Source organism: Nostoc sp. (assembly GCF_036917755.1).
Lineage (GTDB): Bacteria > Cyanobacteriota > Cyanobacteriia > Cyanobacteriales > Nostocaceae > Nostoc.
This window is the reverse complement of the sequence record NZ_JBALFC010000028.1, coordinates 60,494-82,673: the sequence shown is the minus strand read 5'-3', so window position 1 is coordinate 82,673 and position 22,180 is coordinate 60,494. Positions and strand designations below refer to the sequence as shown.

Annotated in this window: 18 protein-coding genes and 1 pseudogene; 7 read left to right on the top strand and 12 right to left on the bottom strand. The window is 42.0% G+C overall.

The features are described from left to right. Nucleotides 1-18 precede the first annotated feature (18 nt). The 3 genes from sufD to sufB form a co-directional block, all read right to left on the bottom strand. The gene (gene sufD / locus V7L05_RS08875) at nt 19-1,389 is read right to left on the bottom strand and encodes a Fe-S cluster assembly protein SufD (protein ID WP_335163761.1); all 1,371 of its coding nucleotides are present in this window, start codon (nt 1,387-1,389) and stop codon (nt 19-21) included. After that, nucleotides 1,389-2,180: a Fe-S cluster assembly ATPase SufC gene (gene sufC / locus V7L05_RS08870; RefSeq protein ID WP_335163759.1), complete on the bottom strand. Its 792-nt coding sequence runs from the start codon at nt 2,178-2,180 to the stop codon at nt 1,389-1,391. Before sufC ends, sufD begins: the two co-directional genes overlap by 1 nt. A 99-nt stretch (nt 2,181-2,279) precedes the next feature. After that, nucleotides 2,280-3,719: a Fe-S cluster assembly protein SufB gene (gene sufB / locus V7L05_RS08865; protein ID WP_335163757.1), complete on the bottom strand. Its 1,440-nt coding sequence runs from the start codon at nt 3,717-3,719 to the stop codon at nt 2,280-2,282. Nucleotides 3,720-3,958: 239 nt separating this feature from the next. Between sufB and sufR the strand changes: the two genes are divergently transcribed. After that, on the top strand, nt 3,959-4,654 hold the full coding sequence (gene sufR / locus V7L05_RS08860; RefSeq protein WP_335163755.1) for an iron-sulfur cluster biosynthesis transcriptional regulator SufR: 696 nt from the start codon (nt 3,959-3,961) through the stop codon (nt 4,652-4,654). An 89-nt stretch (nt 4,655-4,743) separates the two neighbouring features. Then, nucleotides 4,744-5,004, top strand: coding sequence for a hypothetical protein (locus V7L05_RS08855; protein ID WP_335163753.1), 261 nt, complete (start codon nt 4,744-4,746; stop codon nt 5,002-5,004). Nucleotides 5,005-5,577: 573 nt separating this feature from the next. Here the strand turns inward: V7L05_RS08855 and V7L05_RS08850 are convergent. Both V7L05_RS08850 and V7L05_RS08845 read right to left on the bottom strand, forming a co-directional pair. After that, nucleotides 5,578-6,210 carry a hypothetical protein gene (locus V7L05_RS08850; RefSeq protein WP_335163751.1) on the bottom strand — a complete coding sequence of 211 codons (633 nt, stop codon included), beginning with the start codon at nt 6,208-6,210 and terminating at the stop codon, nt 5,578-5,580. Between the two features lie 355 nt (nt 6,211-6,565). Beyond that, nucleotides 6,566-6,892, bottom strand: coding sequence for a YbjQ family protein (locus tag V7L05_RS08845; RefSeq protein ID WP_323201827.1), 327 nt, complete (start codon nt 6,890-6,892; stop codon nt 6,566-6,568). Between the two features lie 475 nt (nt 6,893-7,367). On the opposite strand from V7L05_RS08845, the gene V7L05_RS08840 reads away from it, so the two are divergent. Next, nucleotides 7,368-8,048, top strand: coding sequence for a tetratricopeptide repeat protein (locus tag V7L05_RS08840; protein ID WP_335163750.1), 681 nt, complete (start codon nt 7,368-7,370; stop codon nt 8,046-8,048). A 142-nt stretch (nt 8,049-8,190) separates the two neighbouring features. Here V7L05_RS08840 and V7L05_RS08835 read toward each other — a convergent pair. The 5 genes and pseudogenes from V7L05_RS08835 to V7L05_RS08815 form a co-directional block, all read right to left on the bottom strand. Continuing rightward, nucleotides 8,191-9,121: pseudogene (locus V7L05_RS08835) on the bottom strand (ABC transporter ATP-binding protein). A 61-nt stretch (nt 9,122-9,182) separates the two neighbouring features. Further along, on the bottom strand, nt 9,183-9,434 hold the full coding sequence (locus V7L05_RS08830; RefSeq protein ID WP_335163749.1) for a hypothetical protein: 252 nt from the start codon (nt 9,432-9,434) through the stop codon (nt 9,183-9,185). 2 nt (nt 9,435-9,436) lie between these two features. Next, complete coding sequence (locus V7L05_RS08825; RefSeq protein WP_335163748.1) at nt 9,437-10,297, bottom strand: hypothetical protein; 861 nt, start codon at nt 10,295-10,297, stop codon at nt 9,437-9,439. A gap of 176 nt (nt 10,298-10,473) precedes the next feature. After that, the gene (locus tag V7L05_RS08820; protein WP_335163746.1) at nt 10,474-11,250 is read right to left on the bottom strand and encodes an RNA polymerase sigma factor SigF; all 777 of its coding nucleotides are present in this window, start codon (nt 11,248-11,250) and stop codon (nt 10,474-10,476) included. Between the two features lie 615 nt (nt 11,251-11,865). Next, a complete protein-coding gene (locus V7L05_RS08815) occupies nt 11,866-12,699 on the bottom strand; it encodes a photosystem II manganese-stabilizing polypeptide (protein ID WP_335163742.1) in 834 nt (277 codons plus the stop codon). Nucleotides 12,700-12,855: 156 nt separating this feature from the next. Here V7L05_RS08815 and V7L05_RS08810 point away from each other — a divergent pair, with 156 nt between their 5' ends. The 3 genes from V7L05_RS08810 (at nt 12,856) to V7L05_RS08800 (ending at nt 13,777) form a co-directional block, all read left to right on the top strand. Continuing rightward, nucleotides 12,856-13,143, top strand: coding sequence for a hypothetical protein (locus V7L05_RS08810; protein WP_335163739.1), 288 nt, complete (start codon nt 12,856-12,858; stop codon nt 13,141-13,143). A 26-nt stretch (nt 13,144-13,169) separates the two neighbouring features. Continuing rightward, nucleotides 13,170-13,349, top strand: coding sequence for a hypothetical protein (locus V7L05_RS08805; protein ID WP_335163737.1), 180 nt, complete (start codon nt 13,170-13,172; stop codon nt 13,347-13,349). 80 nt (nt 13,350-13,429) lie between these two features. Further along, nucleotides 13,430-13,777: a hypothetical protein gene (locus tag V7L05_RS08800; RefSeq protein ID WP_335163735.1), complete on the top strand. Its 348-nt coding sequence runs from the start codon at nt 13,430-13,432 to the stop codon at nt 13,775-13,777. Between the two features lie 110 nt (nt 13,778-13,887). Here V7L05_RS08800 and V7L05_RS08795 read toward each other — a convergent pair whose 3' ends face one another. Next, nucleotides 13,888-18,948: an nSTAND1 domain-containing NTPase gene (locus tag V7L05_RS08795; protein WP_335163733.1), complete on the bottom strand. Its 5,061-nt coding sequence runs from the start codon at nt 18,946-18,948 to the stop codon at nt 13,888-13,890. An 88-nt stretch (nt 18,949-19,036) separates the two neighbouring features. Beyond that, complete coding sequence (locus tag V7L05_RS08790; RefSeq protein ID WP_335163731.1) at nt 19,037-20,368, bottom strand: P-loop NTPase fold protein; 1,332 nt, start codon at nt 20,366-20,368, stop codon at nt 19,037-19,039. Between the two features lie 690 nt (nt 20,369-21,058). On the opposite strand from V7L05_RS08790, the gene V7L05_RS08785 reads away from it, so the two are divergent. After that, entirely contained in the window at nt 21,059-21,892 is an 834-nt protein-coding gene (locus tag V7L05_RS08785) for a cell division protein FtsQ/DivIB (protein ID WP_335163729.1), read from the top strand. Nucleotides 21,893-22,180: the final 288 nt, after the last annotated feature.

Sequence of the window (22,180 nt, the reverse complement as noted above, 5' to 3'; positions counted from 1 at the left end):
GTCATTAGTCATTAGTCATTAGTCATTAGTCAGGGACTTAAGATTATTGACTGTGTTTAAAAGGATTTCTCGCAGAGAGGTAACTGGTATTTGGTTGATGATTTCAGCAGCGAAAGCGTTAATTAACAACTTCCGAGCATCATTTTCATCAATTCCCCGACTTTGGAGATAGAATATTTCATCATCTTCCAATTGGCTAACGGTAGCACCGTGAGCGCATTTGACATTATCGGCAGTAATTTCCAATTGGGGTTTAGTATCAACCCTGGCTTTAGATGATAACAGCAAATTCCGATTCATCTGGACTGCATTTGTCAACTGTGCCGGTTTGGGAACCAAAACTTTACCATTGAACACTGCATGAGCGCGATCGCCTACAATACACTTATGCAATTGCTTACTCGTACTGTGAGGATAGTTAAGTGCGATCGCGCTGTGAGTATCAGCCAACTGCTTACCAGAAATTATCGTCAAACCATTGAGATTAGTTTCCGTCTGCTCACCAGTTTGCAAAATTTCTAAATTGTGCCGTGACAGCTTCGCCCCTAAAGTTATGGCATGACAAGTATATCGACTATCACGAGCTTGTGCGATCGCAGTCTTCCCAACATGAAAAGCCTCTGCACCTTCACGCTCAACCCTAGTGTGACTCACGTCAGCATTGTCACCCACCCAAATTTCCGTAACTGCATTAGTAAAATATACTCCCTCTTTCTCTGCGCTCTCTGCGCCTCTGCGGTTCGTATACTCTTCAACCAACGTCACCTGCGAACCACTTTCCGCCACCACCAAACAACGCGGCTGCGAAATAGTCGCCGTCTCACCCGAAATAAACAGCAGATGAATTGGCGTTTCAACTACCACATTCTTCTTCACCCACACCACAGCTACATCAGTTATCCCAGCAGTATTGAGAGCCGTAAAAACTTCCTGCGCTCCCTCAGCTTGAGCTAAATACTGCTTTACACCCTCCTGCTCAACCACAGGTAAGCTAGCCAAATTACTCACCACAATACCAGATGGTAAATCTCTAACTGCGGATAACTCCGGTGCAAAAACGCCATTAACAAATACCAAACGACTATTAGCCGCTTCTGGCAAAATATCAAATTCTAAAGACGCAAAATTTCCCGTCTCTACATTAAATTGCACCTTTCGCAGAGACGACAAATCAGTAAACCGCCATTCTTCCTCGCGGGTGCTGGGGATAGTCGAGTGGCGTACCCAATTAGCAGCACTTTCACGTAATTCCTGCAACCAACCTTCTGTTTTCGTTGCAGTTGCTTGATTTAACAACCCAGCTAGATAATCATCTCTATCTAATAGAGTCGATGTCAAACTGACTACATTAGAGTTAGGAATTGGACTGGGAGACACTTGAATACTCATTACACACCCACCTCAGCAGCTGCAAACTCTTCCAGAACCCAGTCATAACCGCGAGATTCTAATTCTAGTGCCAGTTGCTTACCACCACTGGTAATAATCCGCCCGTTTGCCATCACATGCACGAAGTCAGGCACAATATAATCAAGTAACCGTTGGTAGTGGGTAATCAAAATTGTGGCATTTTCAGGACTTGCCAGTTGATTTACTCCATTCGCCACAATTCTGAGCGCATCAATATCCAAACCCGAATCTGTTTCATCCAAAATTCCCAACTTTGGTTCCAGCAGCGCCATTTGCAGAATTTCATTCCGCTTTTTCTCACCACCAGAAAACCCTTCATTCAAACTGCGACTGAGAAAACTGGGATTCATCTTCACCACATCCAGCTTTTCCTCAATCAAATCGTCAAAATCAAAGGCGTCTATTTCCTCCAAACCTTGCGCTTTCCGTCGGGAATTGTACGCCACCCGCAAGAAATCCAAATTGCTCACACCCGGAATTTCTAACGGATACTGAAACGCCAAAAACACACCACTTCTTGCGCGTTCTTCCGGTTCCAATTCCAGCAGATTTTGCCCCTGAAAAATCACCTCACCCCCAGTCACCTCATACGCCGGATGCCCAGCCAACACCTTAGAAAAAGTACTCTTACCAGAACCATTCGGCCCCATAATCGCATGAATTTCACCCGATCGCACCTCAAGATTTACACCCTTTAAAATCGGTGTCCCATCAACATTAGCCGTCAGATTCCTTACTGACAGCACAACTTCACTATTTTCAATAATCATCTTCTCTCCCTTCTCTTTCTCTGCGCTCTCTGCGCCTCAGCGGTTCGTTATTCTTCCAAAGATAAACACAGATGTATCTGTGTCTATCTGTGCTTCAACTTATCCAACACTACCTTCCAACTTCAAACTCAACAACTTATCAGCTTCCACAGCAAACTCCATCGGTAGCTGATTAAAAACATCTTTACAGAAGCCGCTAATCATCATCGAAATGGCATCTTCTGAAGAAATACCCCGTTGAGCAAAGTAAAATAGCTGATCTTCCCCAATCTTAGAAGTAGAAGCTTCATGCTCCACCTTCGCAGCGTTATTTTGCACCTGAATATAAGGGAAAGTATTCGCATGGGCATTATCCCCAATCAGCATTGAGTCGCACTGGGAATAATTTCTCGCGCCTTTAGCAGTCGGGTTGACTTTTACCAAACCCCGGTAGCTATTGCTGGATTTCCCTGCGGAGATTCCTTTAGAAATAATCGTACTGCGGGTATTCTTACCTACGTGAATCATCTTACTGCCGGTATCGGCTTGCTGTTGATGATTTGTCAGCGCCACCGAGTAGAACTCACCCACAGAATTATCACCCACCAACACACAGCTAGGATATTTCCAAGTAATCGCCGAACCTGTTTCTACTTGAGTCCAGGAAATCTTAGAATTTACGCCCTGACACAAACCGCGCTTGGTGACAAAGTTGTAAATACCGCCTTTACCGTTAGCATCTCCAGCGTACCAGTTTTGGACAGTGGAATATTTAATTTCGGCGTTGTCGAGGGCGACGAGTTCCACTACAGCAGCGTGCAGCTGGTTGCTGTCATACATCGGAGCGGTGCAACCTTCGAGGTAAGAAACATAACTACCTTCTTCGGCAACAATCAAAGTCCGCTCAAATTGTCCCGTGTCACCAGAGTTGATGCGGAAGTAGGTAGACAGTTCCATTGGGCATTTTACGCCTTTAGGAATATAGACAAAGGAACCATCGCTAAATACGGCGGCGTTCAAGGCGGCAAAGTAGTTGTCAGCGATGGGAACAACGCTACCCAGGTATTTTTTGATCAGTTCTGGGTGTTCTTGCAACGCTTCCGAAAACGAACAGAAAATAACGCCATCTTCCGCTAGCTTTTCTTTAAATGTAGTGGCAATAGAAACGCTATCGAAAATCGCATCAACGGCGACATTTGCCAGTCGCTTCTGTTCAGATAGAGAAATGCCTAACTTCTCGAAAGTTTCTAAAAGGGTTGGATCAACTTCCTCCAAGCTGTTTAGTTTTTCTTTCTTGCGTTTCGGCGCTGAGTAGTAAATGATATCCTGATAATTAATTGGCGGATACTTGACATTAGGCCAAGTTGGTTCTGTCATTTTTTGCCACTGGCGATAAGCCTTGAGGCGAAAGTCCAGCATGAACTGCGGCTCGTTCTTCTTAGAGGAGATCAAGCGAACAACGTCCTCGTCTAGTCCACGCGGAATAGTGTCGGCCTCAATATCGGTGATAAAGCCGTACTTGTAAGGTTGGTTGACTAAGGTCTTGACAGTGGCACTCATCGGTAATAATCTCTCGTGTTCAGAACTATTTAAGGATGGGAGACGGACTTTTCTTTAGCCGATTCCCATATCACGTTACGGAATGGTTACACGGCTGCTAGAATAGTGGTGGAGAGTAAAACAACAGCTATGTTGTTTAATCTATCTTCATTTTACGCTAAATTAACAACAACAATGTTGTCAAAGTCAAATTTTCAAAGAAATTTTTGTGACGTTCGCTGAACGTCTCGCACCAGAAGATGGCGACTATCCACCAGTCCTCAACCAAGCAAGATATCCTAGAGTATCTGCACAAACAGGAAAAAGCAACGGCTTTGGAGCTAGCTGAAGTTTTAGACGTTACCCCGCAAGCGATTCGTCGCCATCTCAAGGATTTGGAGACGGAGGAGCTAGTTTTGTATTCGTCAACAGTACAGGCGGGGATGGGGCGTCCGCAGCACATTTATCAACTGAGTCGTCAGGGACGCGATCGCTTGCATCGAACAATGAGCGATCGCTTTGGTGATGGCCACGGCAATTTTGCGGTTTCGCTGCTAGACACCTTAGCCGAAACGATGGGACACGAACAATTTAAATCGATTTTAGAGAAACAGTGGCAGCGCAAAGCTCAAGAATACCGCGATCGCGTCGGTAGCGGTTCACTGCGGGAACGTGTAGCCAACTTAGTAGAATTCAGAAAAGCGGAAGGCTTCATGGCGGAGTATCACCCTGTTGATGCGAATGACTGCTTTGAGAGCGATCGCTTTATCTTAATGGAGCATAACTGCGCCATTTCCAACGTTGCCGAGTCTTTCCCCAGCATTTGTGGTCACGAATTAGAAATGTTTGCAGCCGTCTTACCCGATTGTACCGTAGAACGCACCCACTGGATTATCAACGGCGAACATCGTTGTGGCTATTTGGTACAAGCTCACCAGCAAAATTCTCATAAATAAACTTGGTTTTACATCTAGCTTCGGTAATGGATAATAGTTGAATAGCAACTACCGATTATCAATAATCAACTAAGTTTGACATAGCGTTTATGGATGTACTACCACAGCAACCATCAGCACAATTTTTAACTCTGGAAGAGTCAGCAAAAGTAGATGCGGCCTTGTTGTCTTCCCCAGAAAAGTTTTTAACAAGATTGACAATCTCATCACTTAAGCTTTTGAAGCATATTGCCCAAGAGTACAGCGTTGCTATTGAAGATTTGACAGCGCAGCAAGTGATTGCTTGGTTTGAAAAAGATGGTAAAATTCGACGTGAGCAGGGAATTGAAGGTTCATATCTGAAGTGGTGAATCAGATGTTCTATATTCATGAACCTTTAGAAAGAAACATTCAACGCTGATATTCAACTTAGGATATACAACTAAAGTTACTAGTAAATAGTAACTTTACTATATAAAAAATGGTGGAATTCATGCATTTTATAGAAAAATATATGGGAGCATCTTAAATATAAGAATCATATTTTATTTCTGAAAAAATCTCGGTAGTCTTGTAGTAGACCCTCTAGCCTAAAATGTTGCAAAAAAATTGTAGGTTAGGTGGAGGCTTTGCGTAAACCAACATCCTGATAATCAGTTGGGTTGCGCTCCGCTCCACCCAACCTACCTCTATGTCTAATGCACTATTTTGCGTAGACAGTCCACTACGTGCATTTCAAAAATCAAATACTAGTCCTATATATGAATTAAAGCCCGTAATATTATAGATATCCGAAAAATTAGTAATATCTGGAAAATAGTGTCCTCTTTTGACTACGGCAGAATTAATTAGACACTACAAACGCCAACCTAAAATAATAAACAAAAAGCACCTGTAAAAAGGTGCTTTAAAAATTTATGACATTTCCTTTGACCGACAATTTTTTAAGGATTGTAATTATTAGTCCGAACATTGCGAGCTCCAGTTACAGCCCCAACCATTGAGGCTATTAAACCCAATAAAGAACCAAACACAAACCACCACAATCCCGAACGTACATTTGCTGCAATATCACGAGCTTCTTGGGCAGTTACATTTGTTCGCGGTACATTGATACCACCTTGCTGTTGTACCTGGTTTAAGACTTCCCCAGCGTTGGAAGCAGCAACACCAAAAGCACCAGATACTCCACTTGCAAATAGCCATGAACTAACTGCCAAAGTCGTAGCCCAAAGAATTGCGCCGTTAAGAAGAGCTGTATTGCGCTTCATCGGCCCACAAGCACGGGCTGTAATCCAACCACCAGTAAATAGGGAAATTAGTAAAGCGATAGTTGACCAAAGCCCCGCATTACCCGCAGCGTTAGGAGCAATTGATCTTGGTGCGCCTGAACTTTCAACTGCACCTGCTGCAAAAGCAGCAATTATAGCGCTCAAAATTAATTGAGTGGCTAAAGAAACCAACAAACCAGAAATAATCGGTCCCCAGCGAACAAGATCATGATATTCAGCCACTCGACCTACTACCGCAGGCTCAGTAGCACTAACATTATCACCTGCGCGATTTACGTATGACATAGCTTATGTTCTCCAGTGCTGTTTCAGCAAAGTTGCTGCTCAGGTATGTTCATGTTTATGCTTAAAATTAAATAACTAAATCATCTGCTTTTATCTCTATCGATAGAAATATTTAATGAATATATCTTTAGTGATAAAAAACAAACGCCTTTAACAATTTTTAATCAAATTCAGGATTTATTTATTCTTTAGTTAATGATTCTTTAGAGCTTTTTCAGATAAATTATGAAGTTAAAATAAAGTTATTAACTTCTATAGTAATCCATCTGGAATTTAGAAAAAATTAGACTTAATACAAAACTTTGTAACCCCGATCAGAAAATCCTCACAAAGTAATTAGACAGCCAATAAAAGATTAACGCATCTTTACAGCAGTGCCTGTGGCAGTAATCAGCAAAAGAACTCCTGACTGGTCAAGATTGATTGTACCAGTATCAATTTCAATCCCGATTACAGCATTTGCTCCTAAACGTTGTGCCCGTTGTTCTAATTCTTCTAATGCCTTGCGTTGACCCTGCTCAAATAGACGCTCATAGCTACCAGTGCGTCCACCGATAATATCTCGAATACCCGCCAAAAAATCCCGCAAGAAATTGCTGCCGTAGACTACTTCTGCTGTCACAATACCTAAATATGACTCAATAACGGCTCCTTGAATCACATCAGTGGTAGTTATAATCATAAATTAGCCTCCCAAATAGCATGTCGGTTGATATTTATTATTAAAATACTCTAAAAAATGTAAATTTATTTACACATATATAATTAGCCTGCGTTGAGATAGGTTTGATAAACATATTCTCACACAATTTTAGATTGCGATCGCTGACAGCGGATATGAAATACCATTGGCGGATCGCCTATTTAGAATTAAGTGAGATCCCTGTTGGTTTTTTGAGAATAATAAGTATAACTACTGTCAAAAATGAGTGCAATTTTCGTATTCTCCGAATTTATATGTAGAGTAAGCTGATTTCATCATTTATACATCGCACTTCATCTTTCAGTAAAAACTCTGTGATCTAGCACTGATTGTAAAGGAAAGACTAGATGAACAATAACATCTTAATGAATACGAGGAAATACAGTTTTCAAAAGTCCATATTTTTGTTTTAATGTACAAGAAAAAAGTCGTCTAAAATTTCAGGAAATTTACTGTGTACAAGCCAACATCATTTGTGTTTAGTGTGGTGTTATTAGGATGTTTTGCCTTTACCATACCTTCAGTGGCTCAGGCTCAGGTATTAGTGGCACAAGCCAAAAACCCACAGTTAAAGCAACTGCTAGAAGAAGGACGGAGATTAGTTGATACCGGTGATTATGGTGGTGCGATCGCAGTTTATCAGCAAGCAGCTAGCCTAGATCCCAAAAATGCTAAAATTCATTCAGGTATTGGCTACTTATACGCTCAACAGGGAAATTACCGAGCCGCATTAACTGCTTATCGTCGGGCGATCGCTATCAACCCTAACAATAGTGATTTTTACTACGCTGTGGGTTACATCAAAGCGAATTTGGGCGACACACCTGGGGCAAAGGAAGGCTACCGTCGTGCCATACAGCTGAACCGTAACAATGTTAATGCCTATTTAGGATTGGCTGTGACGCAATCGCGTATGGGAGACTATGGTGCAGCTACCTGGGCATACGAGCAAGCAATCAGCTTGGATAAGAACAATGCTCAAACTTATGAGTTGATGGGTTCCATGTATAAACAGCGACGACAAGCCAAACAAGCAAACAGCTTGCTTCAGAAAGCCCGTGACTTGTACAAGCGGCGCAATGACTCAAATGGCGTAGAAAGGGTAGAAGCTATCCTGCGACAGTTAGGAGGATGAGGTTAAATAATTCGTAATTCGTAATTCGTAATAGAGCCTCCGACACGCTACGCGAACGTAATTAAGTAATGCATAGGGGATTTAGATTTAGACATCAAAACCTGCTGCCTGTCTTGCTGGGGAATTAAACCCCTAAACTTTGTTAATCTAACTGGCGTCCCGTTAATTCCACAAAAATATCTTGCAAGTTAGAGGGACGCACCATCATTCCGGTTTTATCGGGCTGTTCATTCAAGTAGACATTTGCTGCTTCCAGGGATGGGAAAAACAAATATTCCCAGCCACGAGCGCCATCACTTCCCACTTCAGACACATCTAATTGCTTCATCACCAAACCTGCACCGTGAGCAGAACGTAGCTGTTGTAAAGTTCCCAAAGAAATCAGCTTACCGTTATCCATAATACCAATGCGTCCTGGCTTGGTAGAGCCAAAGGCATCGCACAAAAATTCGACCTCATCCATATAATGGGTCGTCAGTAGCATCGTCATCCCCTGCTTATTCAAATCCCGAATAATTTCCCAGAGGCGTCGCGTGGTTTGGGGGTCTAGTCCTACCGTTGGTTCATCCAAAAACAGAATTTGCGGTTGATGCAATAAAGCTCTGGCAATCTGCAACCGTCGTTTCATACCCCCAGACAGGGTTTTTACCAAATCATCACGTTTTTCTGCTAGCTCAACATACTCTAGCCATTGATTAATTAGTTTTTGTCGCTGCGGGTTGCTAATGTGATGTAGTCTCCCATGCAGTTCCATCTTTTCCCAAACGGTTAAATCGTTATCCACACTGATTTGCTGCAAGACTACGCCAATGCTCTGTTTTGCTAGCATTGCTTGGCTCATCACGTCATATCCACCTACTTCTATTTGTCCTTGGGACGGTTTCGTGAGTGTAGTCAGCATCCGAATTGTGGTTGATTTACCCGCACCGTTCGAGCCAAGTAGAGCAAATATCTCTCCCGCTTCAATTTTGAATGACAGGTTAGTAAAACTTGTAGACGTTTTCTAGAAAGACAGCAGCTTTTTGAGTACCCAAGTTTTCAGCTAAATTCAATAAACTGATATTAACATTCATGAACAACAAAATTCCCGACTTCTTTGGAAAATCGGCAATCTGAGGCTTCGATTTTCGCAAATCAAATAAGATTGATATAGCGATTTTGATAGTAAGCCAAAATTTGGTTAACTCGTTGCCGACTTTCTGAAACAGAGTTTGCTGTCCACGAGATGGACAAGCCACCAATTTGACTTTGATTGTAATCAAACTGTTGGGATGACTGGGGAATTAAATCCACTTCTACCCCTTCGACTTGACGTAAATGAGCTGCTATCTCTCTATAGACTGCTAAAGGCAAACCAGCGAATTCAATTTTTTCCTTAGTCTCCATATTTACGAAGCTCCAACATTAGAAGGATTTGAGGGGGGAGTTGTCACTGAAACAGGATTACCGCTAGCAGGTGCAGCTGACGGCGTTGAATTGACAGCCCCTTCCCCTACCATTCTCGCAACTTCAATACCATATTGTTCCAGAATCACGATGGGGTTGTAGCCCTGATTCATTTCAATACGTTTAACCAGTACGCCATCTGCTAATCGCTGTCCCGCCTGCACATACCGACTCGTCGGCTCATCGGGTACTTTGATAATTGCCTGTGGTTCCTTACTAATTAGAACTACACCAGTCACAAGGACTGCCCTTGCTAAGTTAGGTTGTGCTGGCAGTGGCAATACAGATACTAAAGTCGGGTTGGAGACAACTTGAGGTAAAACTTTAGGCAAGACTGAAGTCAAGGTAGGATTGACTTTTTTTGGTTTTGGTACAGAAGAAATGTTATTTTTCTTTGGATTTAAAGCTATGCTGGGTGTTGGAAGTTTTCGTCCTGGTAGTGATGCAGTAGGGAGCTTAGGCACTACGGGAACAGGTTTTCCAGATGTTTGAAGCATTCCGGGAACCATCTGCCCGAAAAGTTGTGCAAACGGGTCACTTCGATTTTTTGATGATAGCACAATTAGCGGTGCCCGCTCTGTAGCATTAGTGGATTGAATCAAGTTAACAGATGCAGGAGTAACTTGTGAAACCTGTTTGTCTGGTATGACTGGATTCTTAAAGGATTGAGCCGATGGTGGCAACTTGGCTGCTATTTTGGGAATTGGCGCAGGATTGATGGCTTGTTGTGTATCTTCAGAACCACATCCAGCGATCGCCAAAGTTAAAATAGCTACAATTGTAATTTTTAAATTTCTGCCCATGATCTGTTCTCAAAAGCCATTGGAAAATTGAAAAGTGGAAATCAACAAGCCTGAAATTTGTATCAAAGGCAAAGTCTGTTCCCTTTACAACCTCATTTTAACCTCATTTTTTAGATTTTAAAGGTTATTTTTAGCACTGCCTACCCAGCATAACTGCGGATGACGGTGATTTGCAGTTAATCTTCTGCCACACCCATTAGTTCTTTCATCAAATCCAGTCCTTTCTTGACTCTACGGGAAACTGTTACTACACTAATCCCTAGATGTTCTGCAACTTGTTTTTGTGTCAAATCTTGCAAAAACACACATTCCAACACATCGCGGGTGCGTTTTTCTAGCTGAACTAATGCTTGTTGTAAGCGAAATTGGTCTTCTTGTGCTAGTTGAAAGCTGCGATAGTGAGGATCTGGAACCAATTCTCCCAAACAGGTAGAGCCTTCTTCTCCGTCTTGGACTGGCACATCGAGACTCAAGGGAGCGCGATTGATCCATGCTAATTTAATTTCTTGCCATTCGTTTGGAGAAATTTCCAGTACTGCGGCTAATTCCGAGTCGGTTGGTTGGCGATTATGTTTTTCACGCCAAGAACGTGAAATTCCTATTGCTTGCTGTTGCAAGGCTAACCACCTGCGAGGAATTCGCACGGTGACACCTTTATCTCGGAGATAGTGTTGAATTTCACCCCGAATATAAGGAAGAGCATAGGAACTAAATGCATGTCCCTTGGAAAGTTCAAATTTTTCAATAGCTCTGATTAAACCCAAACATCCAACCTGGAGCAAATCATCATAGGTTTCATGACATTGATTCGTCCAGTAGTGAGCTTCTTTTCTCACAAGCCCAAAATTGAGTTCTACTAGTTGATTGCGGACATTTTCTGACGGAAATTGCTGATATTCTCGCAACAACTGCCAAATTTCTTGTTTGAGTTCGTTGGTGACTGTGGTAGGCATAGCACCGTGTTTATTGAGCAAAGGAAGAATTAATTGTTCGCTTTTAAATTCAGCTGCGATCGCACGATATTATCTTTAATATCGTGCTATATTTCCTAGCAAATACTATGTATATAACAAAGTTTTTCTATAAATATTCCATAGGTTGCTTGAAAATCGAAGCAAATTTAAATTGGCGAAATCGATATTTAGTTTGTTATTTATCTTTGGTATGACCTGTAGTTTTTTTATAACTACATACAAATAAAATATAAAATTAATCACTAAATATCAAACCGAGATTGTACTTAATTTGAATTAATTAATGATGAAGTTAATTTAGAGAAACAAAAAAATAGTGTTCAGTATTTTGTTGGAGCAGCAAAGGCTGGATTTACAGTAAAATTACGTGTCTATTCAACTGGGATTTATCCAATCTTTAAAAATTACTAATAAAAATTAAAAAATCCTATGTATATTTATGCAAGCCAATAAAAAAGGGCAAGATGCCCTTTGTTATACTTACAGCGCTTTTCAAGTAATTGAACTACACCACTCCTTATTCACCATTGCCCATCTCAGTCGTGGCCTAGATCCCTGAAAACTGCTGTAAGTACATGCGTTACTTTAGAGGATTTAGCTACGAGCCGGTTCAACCCGTGCATAAAATAGACCGCGAATTTTGACTTCTTTAGGTTCACCAGCACCTAAATCTGTATCAGATGGCTGTTCGCTCTCGAAAGTACCAGCAATTTCACCACTAGAGTTATCTACTTTAGCGATTTGCAGAGAAATCTTGCCATTGAGATTTTCTGCACGCTTGACGTTAGTGCGGGTAAGTTCTTCATCATCTGCTTGGGCGGGGAGAGCCACGGCATTATCGTAGCCACTGACAACACCACGACCTTTGGGATCTAGGAAGGCAGCACCACGATAGGAAGGAACTTTGAAGGTGCCTTTAAAGTCCGTGGAGGTGTTAATACTGGTCAAACTGGGTTGTGTTTGAGCAACCAAGTCTTTGATGGTGAAGAGGAAAGGTACTCGCTCACCACCAGGAAGTTGCACAGTGATGGCTTGGAAGTCAAGACCATCAGTTTCCGCAAAGGTCAAGCTATTATCTGAGTTGATTTTTAGTTTACCTTGCACCTGGTCAATGGTAGAAGTGTATCTGGTCAACAATTTGCCAGCAACAAATTCTGCTTCTTGCCGTTTATTAGCAGGTTCTTCTTTGATGAAGAAGCTGGTTGGTTCCAAGCAAAGTTCTTTGATGGCATAGGACTGGCTAGAATCAATGGGAATGGAGCCACGGCTTGTTTCTGCTAGTTGGGGGCATTTGTTAGCCAAGCCAGTCCCGCGAATTTGATCGTAAGTGAGTACATCTCTACTACTACTAGCAGGAGCATCACTACAAGCAGTTATTAGCCCCAGGCACAAAGCCAAGAATGCAACAATTAAAGCGCGATACCTCATGGTCAACCTCAATCTCAAAAATTAATAGATTTGTTGTAAAACTGCATCGAAGCTTTGATCTCTGATGAGAAGCCGCTACTCTGCGAAAAGCTATTTTTGCTCGGACACGGCTTTGCTCTGATTTCCAGAGTTGAACCAAGTGTTTGGGCGTCTAGATTGTCTGCTTTGCACTTTGCTCTTGCCTATGGCAAAAGCGGCGTCGCCCAAGTCTTTTTGTATCATGTATGTGACGCTACTACATACAGTCCATTGTTTTATAGGGAAATCAGCCAGATCATACGATTTTTTTTAACTCAAAATCAAAGTACTCTTAATCAAAAAAATCTTGTCCCGATCGCATCTAGCTGCTGTGGAGGCTATGGTAAGGGTTATTACGCTCTTTTAGGAGCGATCGCAATTGCTTTTGATAAAGATACAAATCTAGTTATATTTACCCCTGGCTAGGGCAAGTGGACAAGCGGACAGGGGTTGTGACAGCTAATAAAAAACTCCAACGACAAGGGGATGGAGTTTTTGGGCATGGGGAATGGGGCATGGGGCATAGCGAAGAAGTTGGCAATGCCCAATGCTCAATGCCCAATGCCCCAAGCGGCGGGGCGGCATCCCTCTCCACCCACTCTTGGGATGGAGTTTCCCGCCGATTTCAATGAATCTAGACTGACAAGCTAGGGAAAATTAAAAATCTCCGGTAAATTTGAGTTGATCTGATTATTTATACGGAAAGGGTGGCATGGCCAATAATCAAAATTTTGAATCAGGAGAGTTGTCTGGGAAACAGCAAGCGATCGCAACTGTGGTGTATGATGCTGTTCAAGGTTGTCAAGGCGATACTGAAGCTCTTTTGGCTTTGCTGCGGCAATTGGAGCAGTTACACCGAGAGATCCGGGATGGGGTTTTTCAAGAGAGTTTGCCTGTTAACCGTCGGCAACTCTACTCACTACTGAAAGATATTGAGTCTGAGGGAGGCTGGCCTTACATTGAGCGAATGAGACTACAAGCATTTTTAGCGAATTTGCCACAAGAGGCTCCCGAAGAAAATAGCCACGAGATTTTGGAGAGCGATCGCTCATACGGCTGATCATCTCGAAATAAGTTTCTAGCTCAGAATTAACAACTTTGATCGCCTCATCAACCGCTAAACCAAGAGCGGTTGCTGGTTGAGGCTTTAATCTAATTCGTAATTCGTAATTAAAAAGGGTTTTTACGAGTTATACCATCACAAAGAAGGCGATCGCGCTCCTCAAGATTGCGGTTGTGCTTGAGGTAATCGTCCATCCAGCTGCAACCACGAACAAGCAGATCATCAAGATTTAAATTCCACAGAATTATCGTCTTGTCATCACTAGCTGATGCTAGTGTTTGACCATCTGGGCTAAAACTGACACTTAATACCGAAGAGCGATGCCCATTGAGACTTTTAATTAATTTGCCGTCACTGCTCCAAAGTTTCACTGTACCGTCCCAATTGGCGGCGGCGAGCAATTCACCATTCGGGCTGAAAGTCACGGTATTGAAGCTATCGCTAGACCCCTTTAATAAGGTTTTTAACAACGTACCATCCCGTCGCCACAGTTTCACGGTGTTATTCCAGCTAGCAGAAGCCAATAACTCGTCAGTGGGACTAAAGCTGACACCCGTCACCCAGCTGTCATTGGGCGAGAAGGTTTTGAGTAAAGTACCATCCCGTTGCCAAAGTTTAACAGTTTGGTCATCACTGGCAGAGGCTAAAACCTGACTATCATGGCTGAAGCTGACGCTATTTACCCAACCCTGATGCCCCACTAAGGTTTTGAGCAACTTGCCCTGACGGTTCCAAAGTTTCACTGTTTTATCTTTGCTAGCTGATGCCAACAACTGACCATCAGGACTGAAATTCACGCTCATCACACTATCGCTATGCCCTTGGAGAGTCATGATTAAAGTACCATCAAGCCGCCAAAGTTTCACAGTTTTGTCATTACTTCCTGAGGCCAGCATTTCACCTTTGGGGTCAAAACTGACACTAGAAACTTGATTTGTGTGCCCCACTAAAGTTTTGTAAAGTCGGGTTTTGACCTCGCCATTACTGGTGTATCGTTGCCAAAGTTTGATGGTGCGATCTCTACTACCAGAAGCTAGCATCCGGCCATCGGGACTCCAAGCAACGCTCAGAACTCGATTATGATGCCCTTCAAGAATAGAGGGTGTTGGGGCATCTAAACTCCATAGTTTCACACTTTTGTCGAAACTTCCTGAAGCCAGCAATTTGTTATTGGGACTGAAAGCTACACTGACAACATAATCACTGTGTCCTTTGAAGGTTTTGAGTAAAGTACCAGTGATACTCCAGAGGTTTATGCTTTTGTCTTCACCTGCGGAAGCTAACTTTTTACTATCGGAACTAAAGCTCAAACTCCACACTGTCCTACTATGCTGCCGTAAAGTTTTGTAAGGACGAAAGTCAAAACCGTCTTTAGTACTGTTACTCTCCCTGAGCCAAAGTTTCACTGTCTTATCTCGACCTGCTGATGCCAAAAATTTACCGTCCGGGCTGAAAACAGCTACAATCACAGCTTTCTGATGTCCCTGCAAAGTTGTAACAAGGCTACCGTCCCGTCGCCAGATTTTCACTGTCTTGTCGTCGCTGGCCGAGGCAATGAATTGACCATCAGGACTGAAGTTTACCCAGTTAACTGACCCTTGATGTCCTCTCAGTATTTTTACTAAGCTACCGTCTTTGCGCCAGAGTTTTACGGTTTTATCCTTACTACCAGTAGCTAACAATTCGCCATCAGGACTGAAATTAACGCTATAAACCCAATCTCCCTGTCCTTTCAGGGTTTTATATGGCTTGGGGTCAAATTTACCTGTAACAGGGTTTTTGTGCCAGATTTGCACTGTTTTGTCGAGGCTGGCGGAGGCTAGGGTTTGACCATCAGGGCTGAAACTTACACAATTAACAGCATCAGTGTGACCTTTGAGGGTTTGGAGTAAGGTGCCGTCAGGACGCCAAAGTTTCACCGTCTTATCTAGGCTACCTGATGCTAGCAATTGACCATCGGGACTGAAAGTTACTCCCCAGACAACATCAGTGTGCCCTTCCAGGCGGTTAACCTCGGTTACGCCATAAACTGCCTGTTGCAGGGCTGTCACCACGCGCATTCGGGTATCAGGTTGCACGACCTCTGCCTGTTTAAGTCCTCTCCAAGCCCGCAAACCTTCTAATAGGGCATCAAACTCTTTATTAGACGCAAACAAAGCTTCACTAGCAGCAGCGATCGCACTAATTTTCAAGTTGGTTTCACTGCGTTCAGCTCGTAGAGTTTGGCTAATTGCTGCTCTTTTTTGCAAGTCGGCTTGCCACCATAATACTGCTATTGTTCCTCCCATGATTGCCAGGATTGCGCCTGCAATCCGTGCTTCCCGCAGTCGCCGTTGCAATACCAAATTGAGTTGCTTTTGACTAAATTTTTGGGCTACTTCAGCTTTAGTTTTTTCAAGTTTCACTTTTTCTAATTCGGCAACCATGCCATAGTTATTTTTTTGGCGAATTGGTTCAACTAAATAATCGTGAACTAGTTGGTAGCGATCGCCTAACTCTTCTCTGATTCGCAACACCAAGCCTGAACCCACCAATATTTCTAAAATCAGTTCCCCAACTGTGTCAAAGCTTGATATTGTCTCTATATCATGATTATTAACTAATGCCGCCGCTAAATCAGCTTTAGTTTTTAACGGTCGTGTCCCCTTTTCATCAGTTAACTCAAATAATAATTTCCAACTTAACTCTTCGTTTTCCTGACCGCAGTCTTTGATAACTTCCCCAAGCCAGCGTTCCACCAATTTTGTCGAGCCGCCCGAAAGCTTGTATTGTCCGAGTGTGGTAATGTTTTCTATTTGTAGTTGAGCGCCAACTATTTGCAATTCAATTGGATGTACTTCGTCTAGTTCTCCTGTTAAATCCTGCACTAATCGGTTAATTAATTCCTCACTCAGTTCATAATGTGAACGTTTCGTAAGACTATGAATTATGGCTTTGGCATCCTGGCTAGAGAATTTTCCTAAATAGTAGCGAATGTCCTTATCGAGAATATTTTTATTAATTACTCCTAAATCATATAATCCAGAACTATTTTTCTGGCTCAAACGTTCAAATTCTAATAAATGATGTAAATAATCTTCTCTTAATGAAAGAATAATTTTGACAAATGAAATATTTAAACATTCAGTAAAAAAGTTGTAAAATTCTATTCTTTGTGTGGGAGGATTACTAACAAAGAAAAATTCTTCAAACTGATCTAATATGATAATTATTGTATAATTCCGCTCAGATGCTAACCGAATTTTTTCAAGCAGTATAGTGGGTGTAGAGTCAAGATTAACTGATATTCCTGTGGATGCCAGCGCTTGGTTGATACTGCTGATCAAGATTGTAATCCAATCAGTATAAACAGACAAAACAATAGGTATAGGAATACGTTCTCCGATAGCTTTTCCCTTTAGTGCTGGGACTAAACCAGCTTTGAGAATTGAACTTTTACCTACGCCTGATGGTCCATAAATTACTGTGAGTTTGTAGTCAGCGCGGGTAATTCTTTCAATTAAGCGATTAACATCTTGCTGCCGTCCAGAAGCAGATATTTCTTGGGCAATTTCTTCAGGAATAAACGGTATTTTGTGAGTTTCTAATACTGGGTTAATTCTGGGGCGTTGCGGCTGCAATTGACTTGCACCGATGAAGGCACGAAAGCCATACTGATGTTCTATTTGAATTTTTTCTTGCTTCAGCTTAAAGGCTTCTGTATAGTCATGACGCTCAAAAAAGTAAAGGGATCGCAATTCCTCTAAAATCTCTAGGTAAAGTGATGGCTGATGTTGTAGCTCACAAACTATCCTCGCCCATTCCAAGTTATTGATAGCTTCCTCCGACTCACCCAGATGTCTCTGTGTACGTGCTAGCAAGAGAAGATACCAACTTTCTTGTCGTCGTCTTTGCAAAGCGTCTCGTAGAGAAACTTGTGTTACTTCTTCGGAGATAGAAAGTGCTGTATTCGCTAATTCATAAGCCAGTAACCAATTGGACTCAGAAAGCGCCACATTTGCTAAAAAGCCATAATTTTGAGCAACTTGTGCGGGAGTTCCATAAGTTTGATGTAGACGTAATGACTTTTGAGCTAATTCTTTTAAGTCATTCCAAGCCTGTAAGCGTTGCAGCATTTCACAAGCAGGCAAAATAAATTTAGCAACTAAGTCTTCTCTTTGCACCTGCTCCAATAGCTCTAAGCACTGTTTAAACCACAAGAGAGCATGTTCGCAATAATTACTATTAGTATTCTGGTATAAGTCTGCCATCCGGTGATAACACAGCCCCAGGTGGAATAGTACTATTGCTTGCTTGAGTAAAGACGAAGGGGGCACAAAATAAGGGGATGAATTTGATGAAAGGGGCAAAGAAGAATTACTCTCCGATTCTGCCACTCTGGTTGCTTCCTGCTGCCATAACGCTAGGCTTCTTTGATAATTGGCTAAAGCCCCATTAATTTGATCGTTGGCGTATTTATCTCGCCCCAACACAAATTCTAAACTAGCTTCTAATCCTGGTGTTAAGTGAACACCATACAGGCGCAGCAAATCATTACGGGCTGATTCTATTTCGTGGCGTTGTTGGGACTTGGGATCTAAATCGAGGAAGGCATTAGATAAAAATGTTTCGGCACCTGCTTCTAAAACTTTGTCAAATAGAGATTCTGCCTCTTGACGGATCAAAGCAATTAAATCTGCTTTGGCCATTTCAAATTTAATAGTCGTCGCAGCCCAGCTTTTGAAATCAGGCGCTAATCTTGAAAGCAATGATGCTACTTCATCTTGTAGCCACAACACCACGGGAAATGGAAAAGTCACGGCATAGATATCTCGTGCTTGGTTAATGCCTGTAAGTAAGTTTTCCAGGTCGATAGTTAACTCAATACCGAAAACCATCACAGCAGATGGCAAAGAGTCTGTAAGGACGGCAGGATTATCTAAAGATAGTTCTGAGACTATTGTGCTATGTAAGGAAGTAGTTGATGGATTGAGAACGATTTCTCTGATATTGATGTCTTTGCTGATGGAGCGAATATTCACTAACATTTGCTCACGTAATAGCCCATAGTTACATCGAACTAAAATCAGGGCAAATTGACCTTTGGAAAGCGCGATCGCTCTAATCAGTCTTTGCAAAGTTTGCTGGTTTTCTTTGCTGTAAATGTGTAGCTGCTTGTCATTAGTCATTGGTTATTGGGCATGGGGCATGGGGCATGGGGCATGGGGCATTAGTCCAACGACAAAGGACAAAGGACAAATGACTTACCCAGCACTGTTACTTGTTTTGTTGCCAAGCCAAAACTTTTTCTGTTTCTGCTAAGGCTGGACTGATGCCAAACCAGCGTCCTAGAGGATCGCGATATTCAAACAGATACATACTTCTTAGTAAGCTCTGGTAATCAGACTCACCTTTAACTCTCTGCTGCTGCACTACTTCAAACAATAATTCCCACTGGAATTCATCAATAGCTAATAGCAGATCGTCGCGGTAGTCCTTAATTACGGCTTCTAAGCAGTCTTTAGAAAAAGGTGGATCTTGTCGTTGTAGGCAGCTATAAAGTAAACCCAATAAGTTACGAATGTGACCACCACTAACCCGACATAGACGATCCAACGTTTGAGAGTGATCGAATAATTCTGTAATTAATAAAAGCCTGCCATTCAAAGGAACTTCTGGAAAAGCTCTTGCTAAAACTAACTGGCGCACTAGTGACATCCCTGGTTCGTAATCACTGCCATCTCTTTGCCGCACTAATACCATTGGCAGTACTTTTGGCGCAATCCCTCCCCCCAGGCGATTTTTTAGTGTCTCGTACTCATTGGAGAAAATTAACGTTAGGGGAATTGTGTAAACTAAGTGGCATTTGAGTCGGCGTAACTGTTCGCCTCGGTCGATGAAAAGATATTCTGGTTGCGATCGCCCGGATGCTAAGGGACGCATATCCACTCGATCCAAATTATCTACAATCACTACTAATCCTTTTTGACCCCGCAGTTTTAGCTGTTCAACAGCCTTTTCTAAAATTTCTTCGTTAATCGCCTGCAAAATACTATTGGTACGTGGTTCCAGATATTGCCTCAGTTGATTCCGCATCTGAGTGCTATCTTTGGTTTTGGCAGTAATTTTGGCAATACCCAAGGACAATTCTGCTTGTCCAGAAAGTTCTATGGGGCTTTGCAAAAAATCGCCTACTTCTTTAAGCAAATTGGTAAAGTAACCAGCTTTGAGTTTCATGCCAATGCCTTCTAAACTAGCACTGACTTGACGGGCTACACTCAGTAAAATATCGCTGACATCAATATCCGCCATGTCTAAGTCTTGACTCGACTCAAAATAAACCACATGAAATCCCGCCAATTCTAGTTCTGTCTTCAGGCGCTGCAATTCCGTTGACTTACCGCAGCCAATATGACCCGTAAATAACTGACAGGTTGGCTCATCAGGAGAAATCCGAACAATAGTCCGTTGCAATTCTTCGACAATCTTGCAACCACGTACATCAGCAAAATCTATGTAATACTGCCGATCTAGGACGTTACTTATATTTAGCGTGTAGCTGGGGTTACATGCTTTATAAAAACGTGATAAATTTAATGTCGTTTTCATGTATGTAGATGTGTATGTAGATGTGTATGTAGATGCAGTCTAATCCGTTTTTTTTTATATAAGTAATCTTGATCCGCGATGTAGGCATCCGATTAACTCGCAAGTTGCTAGTGTCTTATAAAATACACTATTTTAGGTAGCTTACTGTCAGTAGTATGGTAGAGATTTAATTGACCCTAATAACCTGAAGCATATCTGTCCTTAATTTTTACACCTAGTATTGAGGTTTTGACAATCTCTAGCTTTTATTTGACCTGCCAAAAATTTTTAGGCTTATTAAATCTGTAAAAAAAGCTACAAGCGAACATGGTTCTCAGTTTGTATGGCTGATGAGTAGAACTAGTATGAATTATAGCAAAGTACACAGAGATTTAGGAATACTTATATATCATTTAAGGTTAAATTTGTCAAGGAAACAAAATCCTCAACATCTAAATTAATATTTGGTAATCTTTAGGGAAAAATCTTCCAAAATAACTTGTCAAAAAGACTACAGTCAGTTAAAAATGGACACTGGAAACTTGAATCGGAGCGATCGCTAGCGCCATAATCTGTGTAGTTACTGTAAAGTGTTACTAAAAATAAAAAAGTATTGAGGAGATCGGCTAACAGATGCCAACACTGTTTACTGAAATTAAGAATGATCCGATCGCGTTAAGGAATTTAGATTGCAACCACAAAGGGGTTTGAATGGCTGGCATAATATCAGTTTCCCGCACGAATCTAGCCCAGCGTCGTCAGAAATTACGTCGGCACAGGCGGATGAAAATTATTCAGGCTATTTGGCGAACCTTTGCCATTATTGGTTTGACGGGTGGATTATTCTGGGTGGCAGTCCAACCAGTGTGGATGCTAAAAGCTCCCAAACAAATACTGATGAAATCAGGCGATAAATTACTGTCGGATGAAACAGCTCAGTCATTGTTGGTGCTATCTTACCCCCAGTCTTTATGGCGAATTGAACCTGCGGCGATCGCTAACTCTTTGAAGAAACAACCAACTATTGCCGAAGCGATCGTCAGACGCCGCCTGTTTCCTCCTGGGTTAATCATTGAAATTCAAGAACGAGTTCCTGTAGCGGTGACTCAAACATCTGGTAACAAAAAAGTAATAATCGGCTTATTAGATGCAAGTGGGGTCTGGATGCCTTTAGAAAAATACACATCACTGAATCCCACTAGCAAATTACCCAATCTCAGAGTAATTGGCTCACCAAAACAATACTGCCTTTACTGGACTCAACTTCATCAAGCTATCAGCCAAAGTCCCGTGAACGTAATGGAAATTGATTGTCGAAATCCCACGAATTTAATTTTGAAAACAGAACTAGGAAATGTGCATCTCGGCGCTCCAGGCCCCCAGTTGTCTGAACAAATTAAGGTACTCGCCCAAATGCGCCATTTAGGAGCAAAACTCAATTCCAGTCAAATAGAGTATATTGATCTGAAAAATCCCGAATTTCCCTTAGTACAAATGAACCAGAAAGACCAAAAATTAACTCCCAAAATCCCTAAAAACATCTAGCGTGTTTAATCTATTGATAGCTCCGAGTAAAATAAGAAGCTTTATGCTGATAAATATATTTATTATTTTCAGTTTTCTGGCAAACCGCACGAAAATCGGCATTAACTTCTAATTAAAATGAGAAGATCAATCATAAAATCTCCATTGCAAGTAAAACATTCTCAATTGTTACCCTAACATCTAATAGTAGGGAGTAGGGAGTGGGGAGTGGGGAGTAGGGAGTAGGGAGTAGAAGAGAAAACTAGCCCCGAAACAAGGTTTTAAGCATCGCCCCTTGCGATGCCCTGA

Bases quoted from the DNA above. Each gene is read 5' to 3' on its own strand.
- sufD (WP_335163761.1), bottom strand. From the start codon at position 1,389: ATGAGTATTCAAGTGTCTCCCAGTCCAATTCCTAACTCTAATGTAGTC.
- sufC (WP_335163759.1), bottom strand. From the start codon at position 2,180: ATGATTATTGAAAATAGTGAAGTTGTGCTGTCAGTAAGGAATCTGACG.
- sufB (WP_335163757.1), bottom strand. From the start codon at position 3,719: ATGAGTGCCACTGTCAAGACCTTAGTCAACCAACCTTACAAGTACGGC.
- sufR (WP_335163755.1), top strand. From the start codon at position 3,959: ATGGCGACTATCCACCAGTCCTCAACCAAGCAAGATATCCTAGAGTAT.
- V7L05_RS08855 (WP_335163753.1), top strand. From the start codon at position 4,744: ATGGATGTACTACCACAGCAACCATCAGCACAATTTTTAACTCTGGAA.
- V7L05_RS08850 (WP_335163751.1), bottom strand. From the start codon at position 6,210: ATGTCATACGTAAATCGCGCAGGTGATAATGTTAGTGCTACTGAGCCT.
- V7L05_RS08845 (WP_323201827.1), bottom strand. From the start codon at position 6,892: ATGATTATAACTACCACTGATGTGATTCAAGGAGCCGTTATTGAGTCA.
- V7L05_RS08830 (WP_335163749.1), bottom strand. From the start codon at position 9,434: ATGGAGACTAAGGAAAAAATTGAATTCGCTGGTTTGCCTTTAGCAGTC.
- V7L05_RS08825 (WP_335163748.1), bottom strand. From the start codon at position 10,297: ATGGGCAGAAATTTAAAAATTACAATTGTAGCTATTTTAACTTTGGCG.
- V7L05_RS08820 (WP_335163746.1), bottom strand. From the start codon at position 11,250: ATGCCTACCACAGTCACCAACGAACTCAAACAAGAAATTTGGCAGTTG.
- V7L05_RS08815 (WP_335163742.1), bottom strand. From the start codon at position 12,699: ATGAGGTATCGCGCTTTAATTGTTGCATTCTTGGCTTTGTGCCTGGGG.
- V7L05_RS08800 (WP_335163735.1), top strand. From the start codon at position 13,430: ATGGCCAATAATCAAAATTTTGAATCAGGAGAGTTGTCTGGGAAACAG.
- V7L05_RS08795 (WP_335163733.1), bottom strand. From the start codon at position 18,948: ATGACTAATGACAAGCAGCTACACATTTACAGCAAAGAAAACCAGCAA.
- V7L05_RS08790 (WP_335163731.1), bottom strand. From the start codon at position 20,368: ATGAAAACGACATTAAATTTATCACGTTTTTATAAAGCATGTAACCCC.
- V7L05_RS08785 (WP_335163729.1), top strand. From the start codon at position 21,059: ATGGCTGGCATAATATCAGTTTCCCGCACGAATCTAGCCCAGCGTCGT.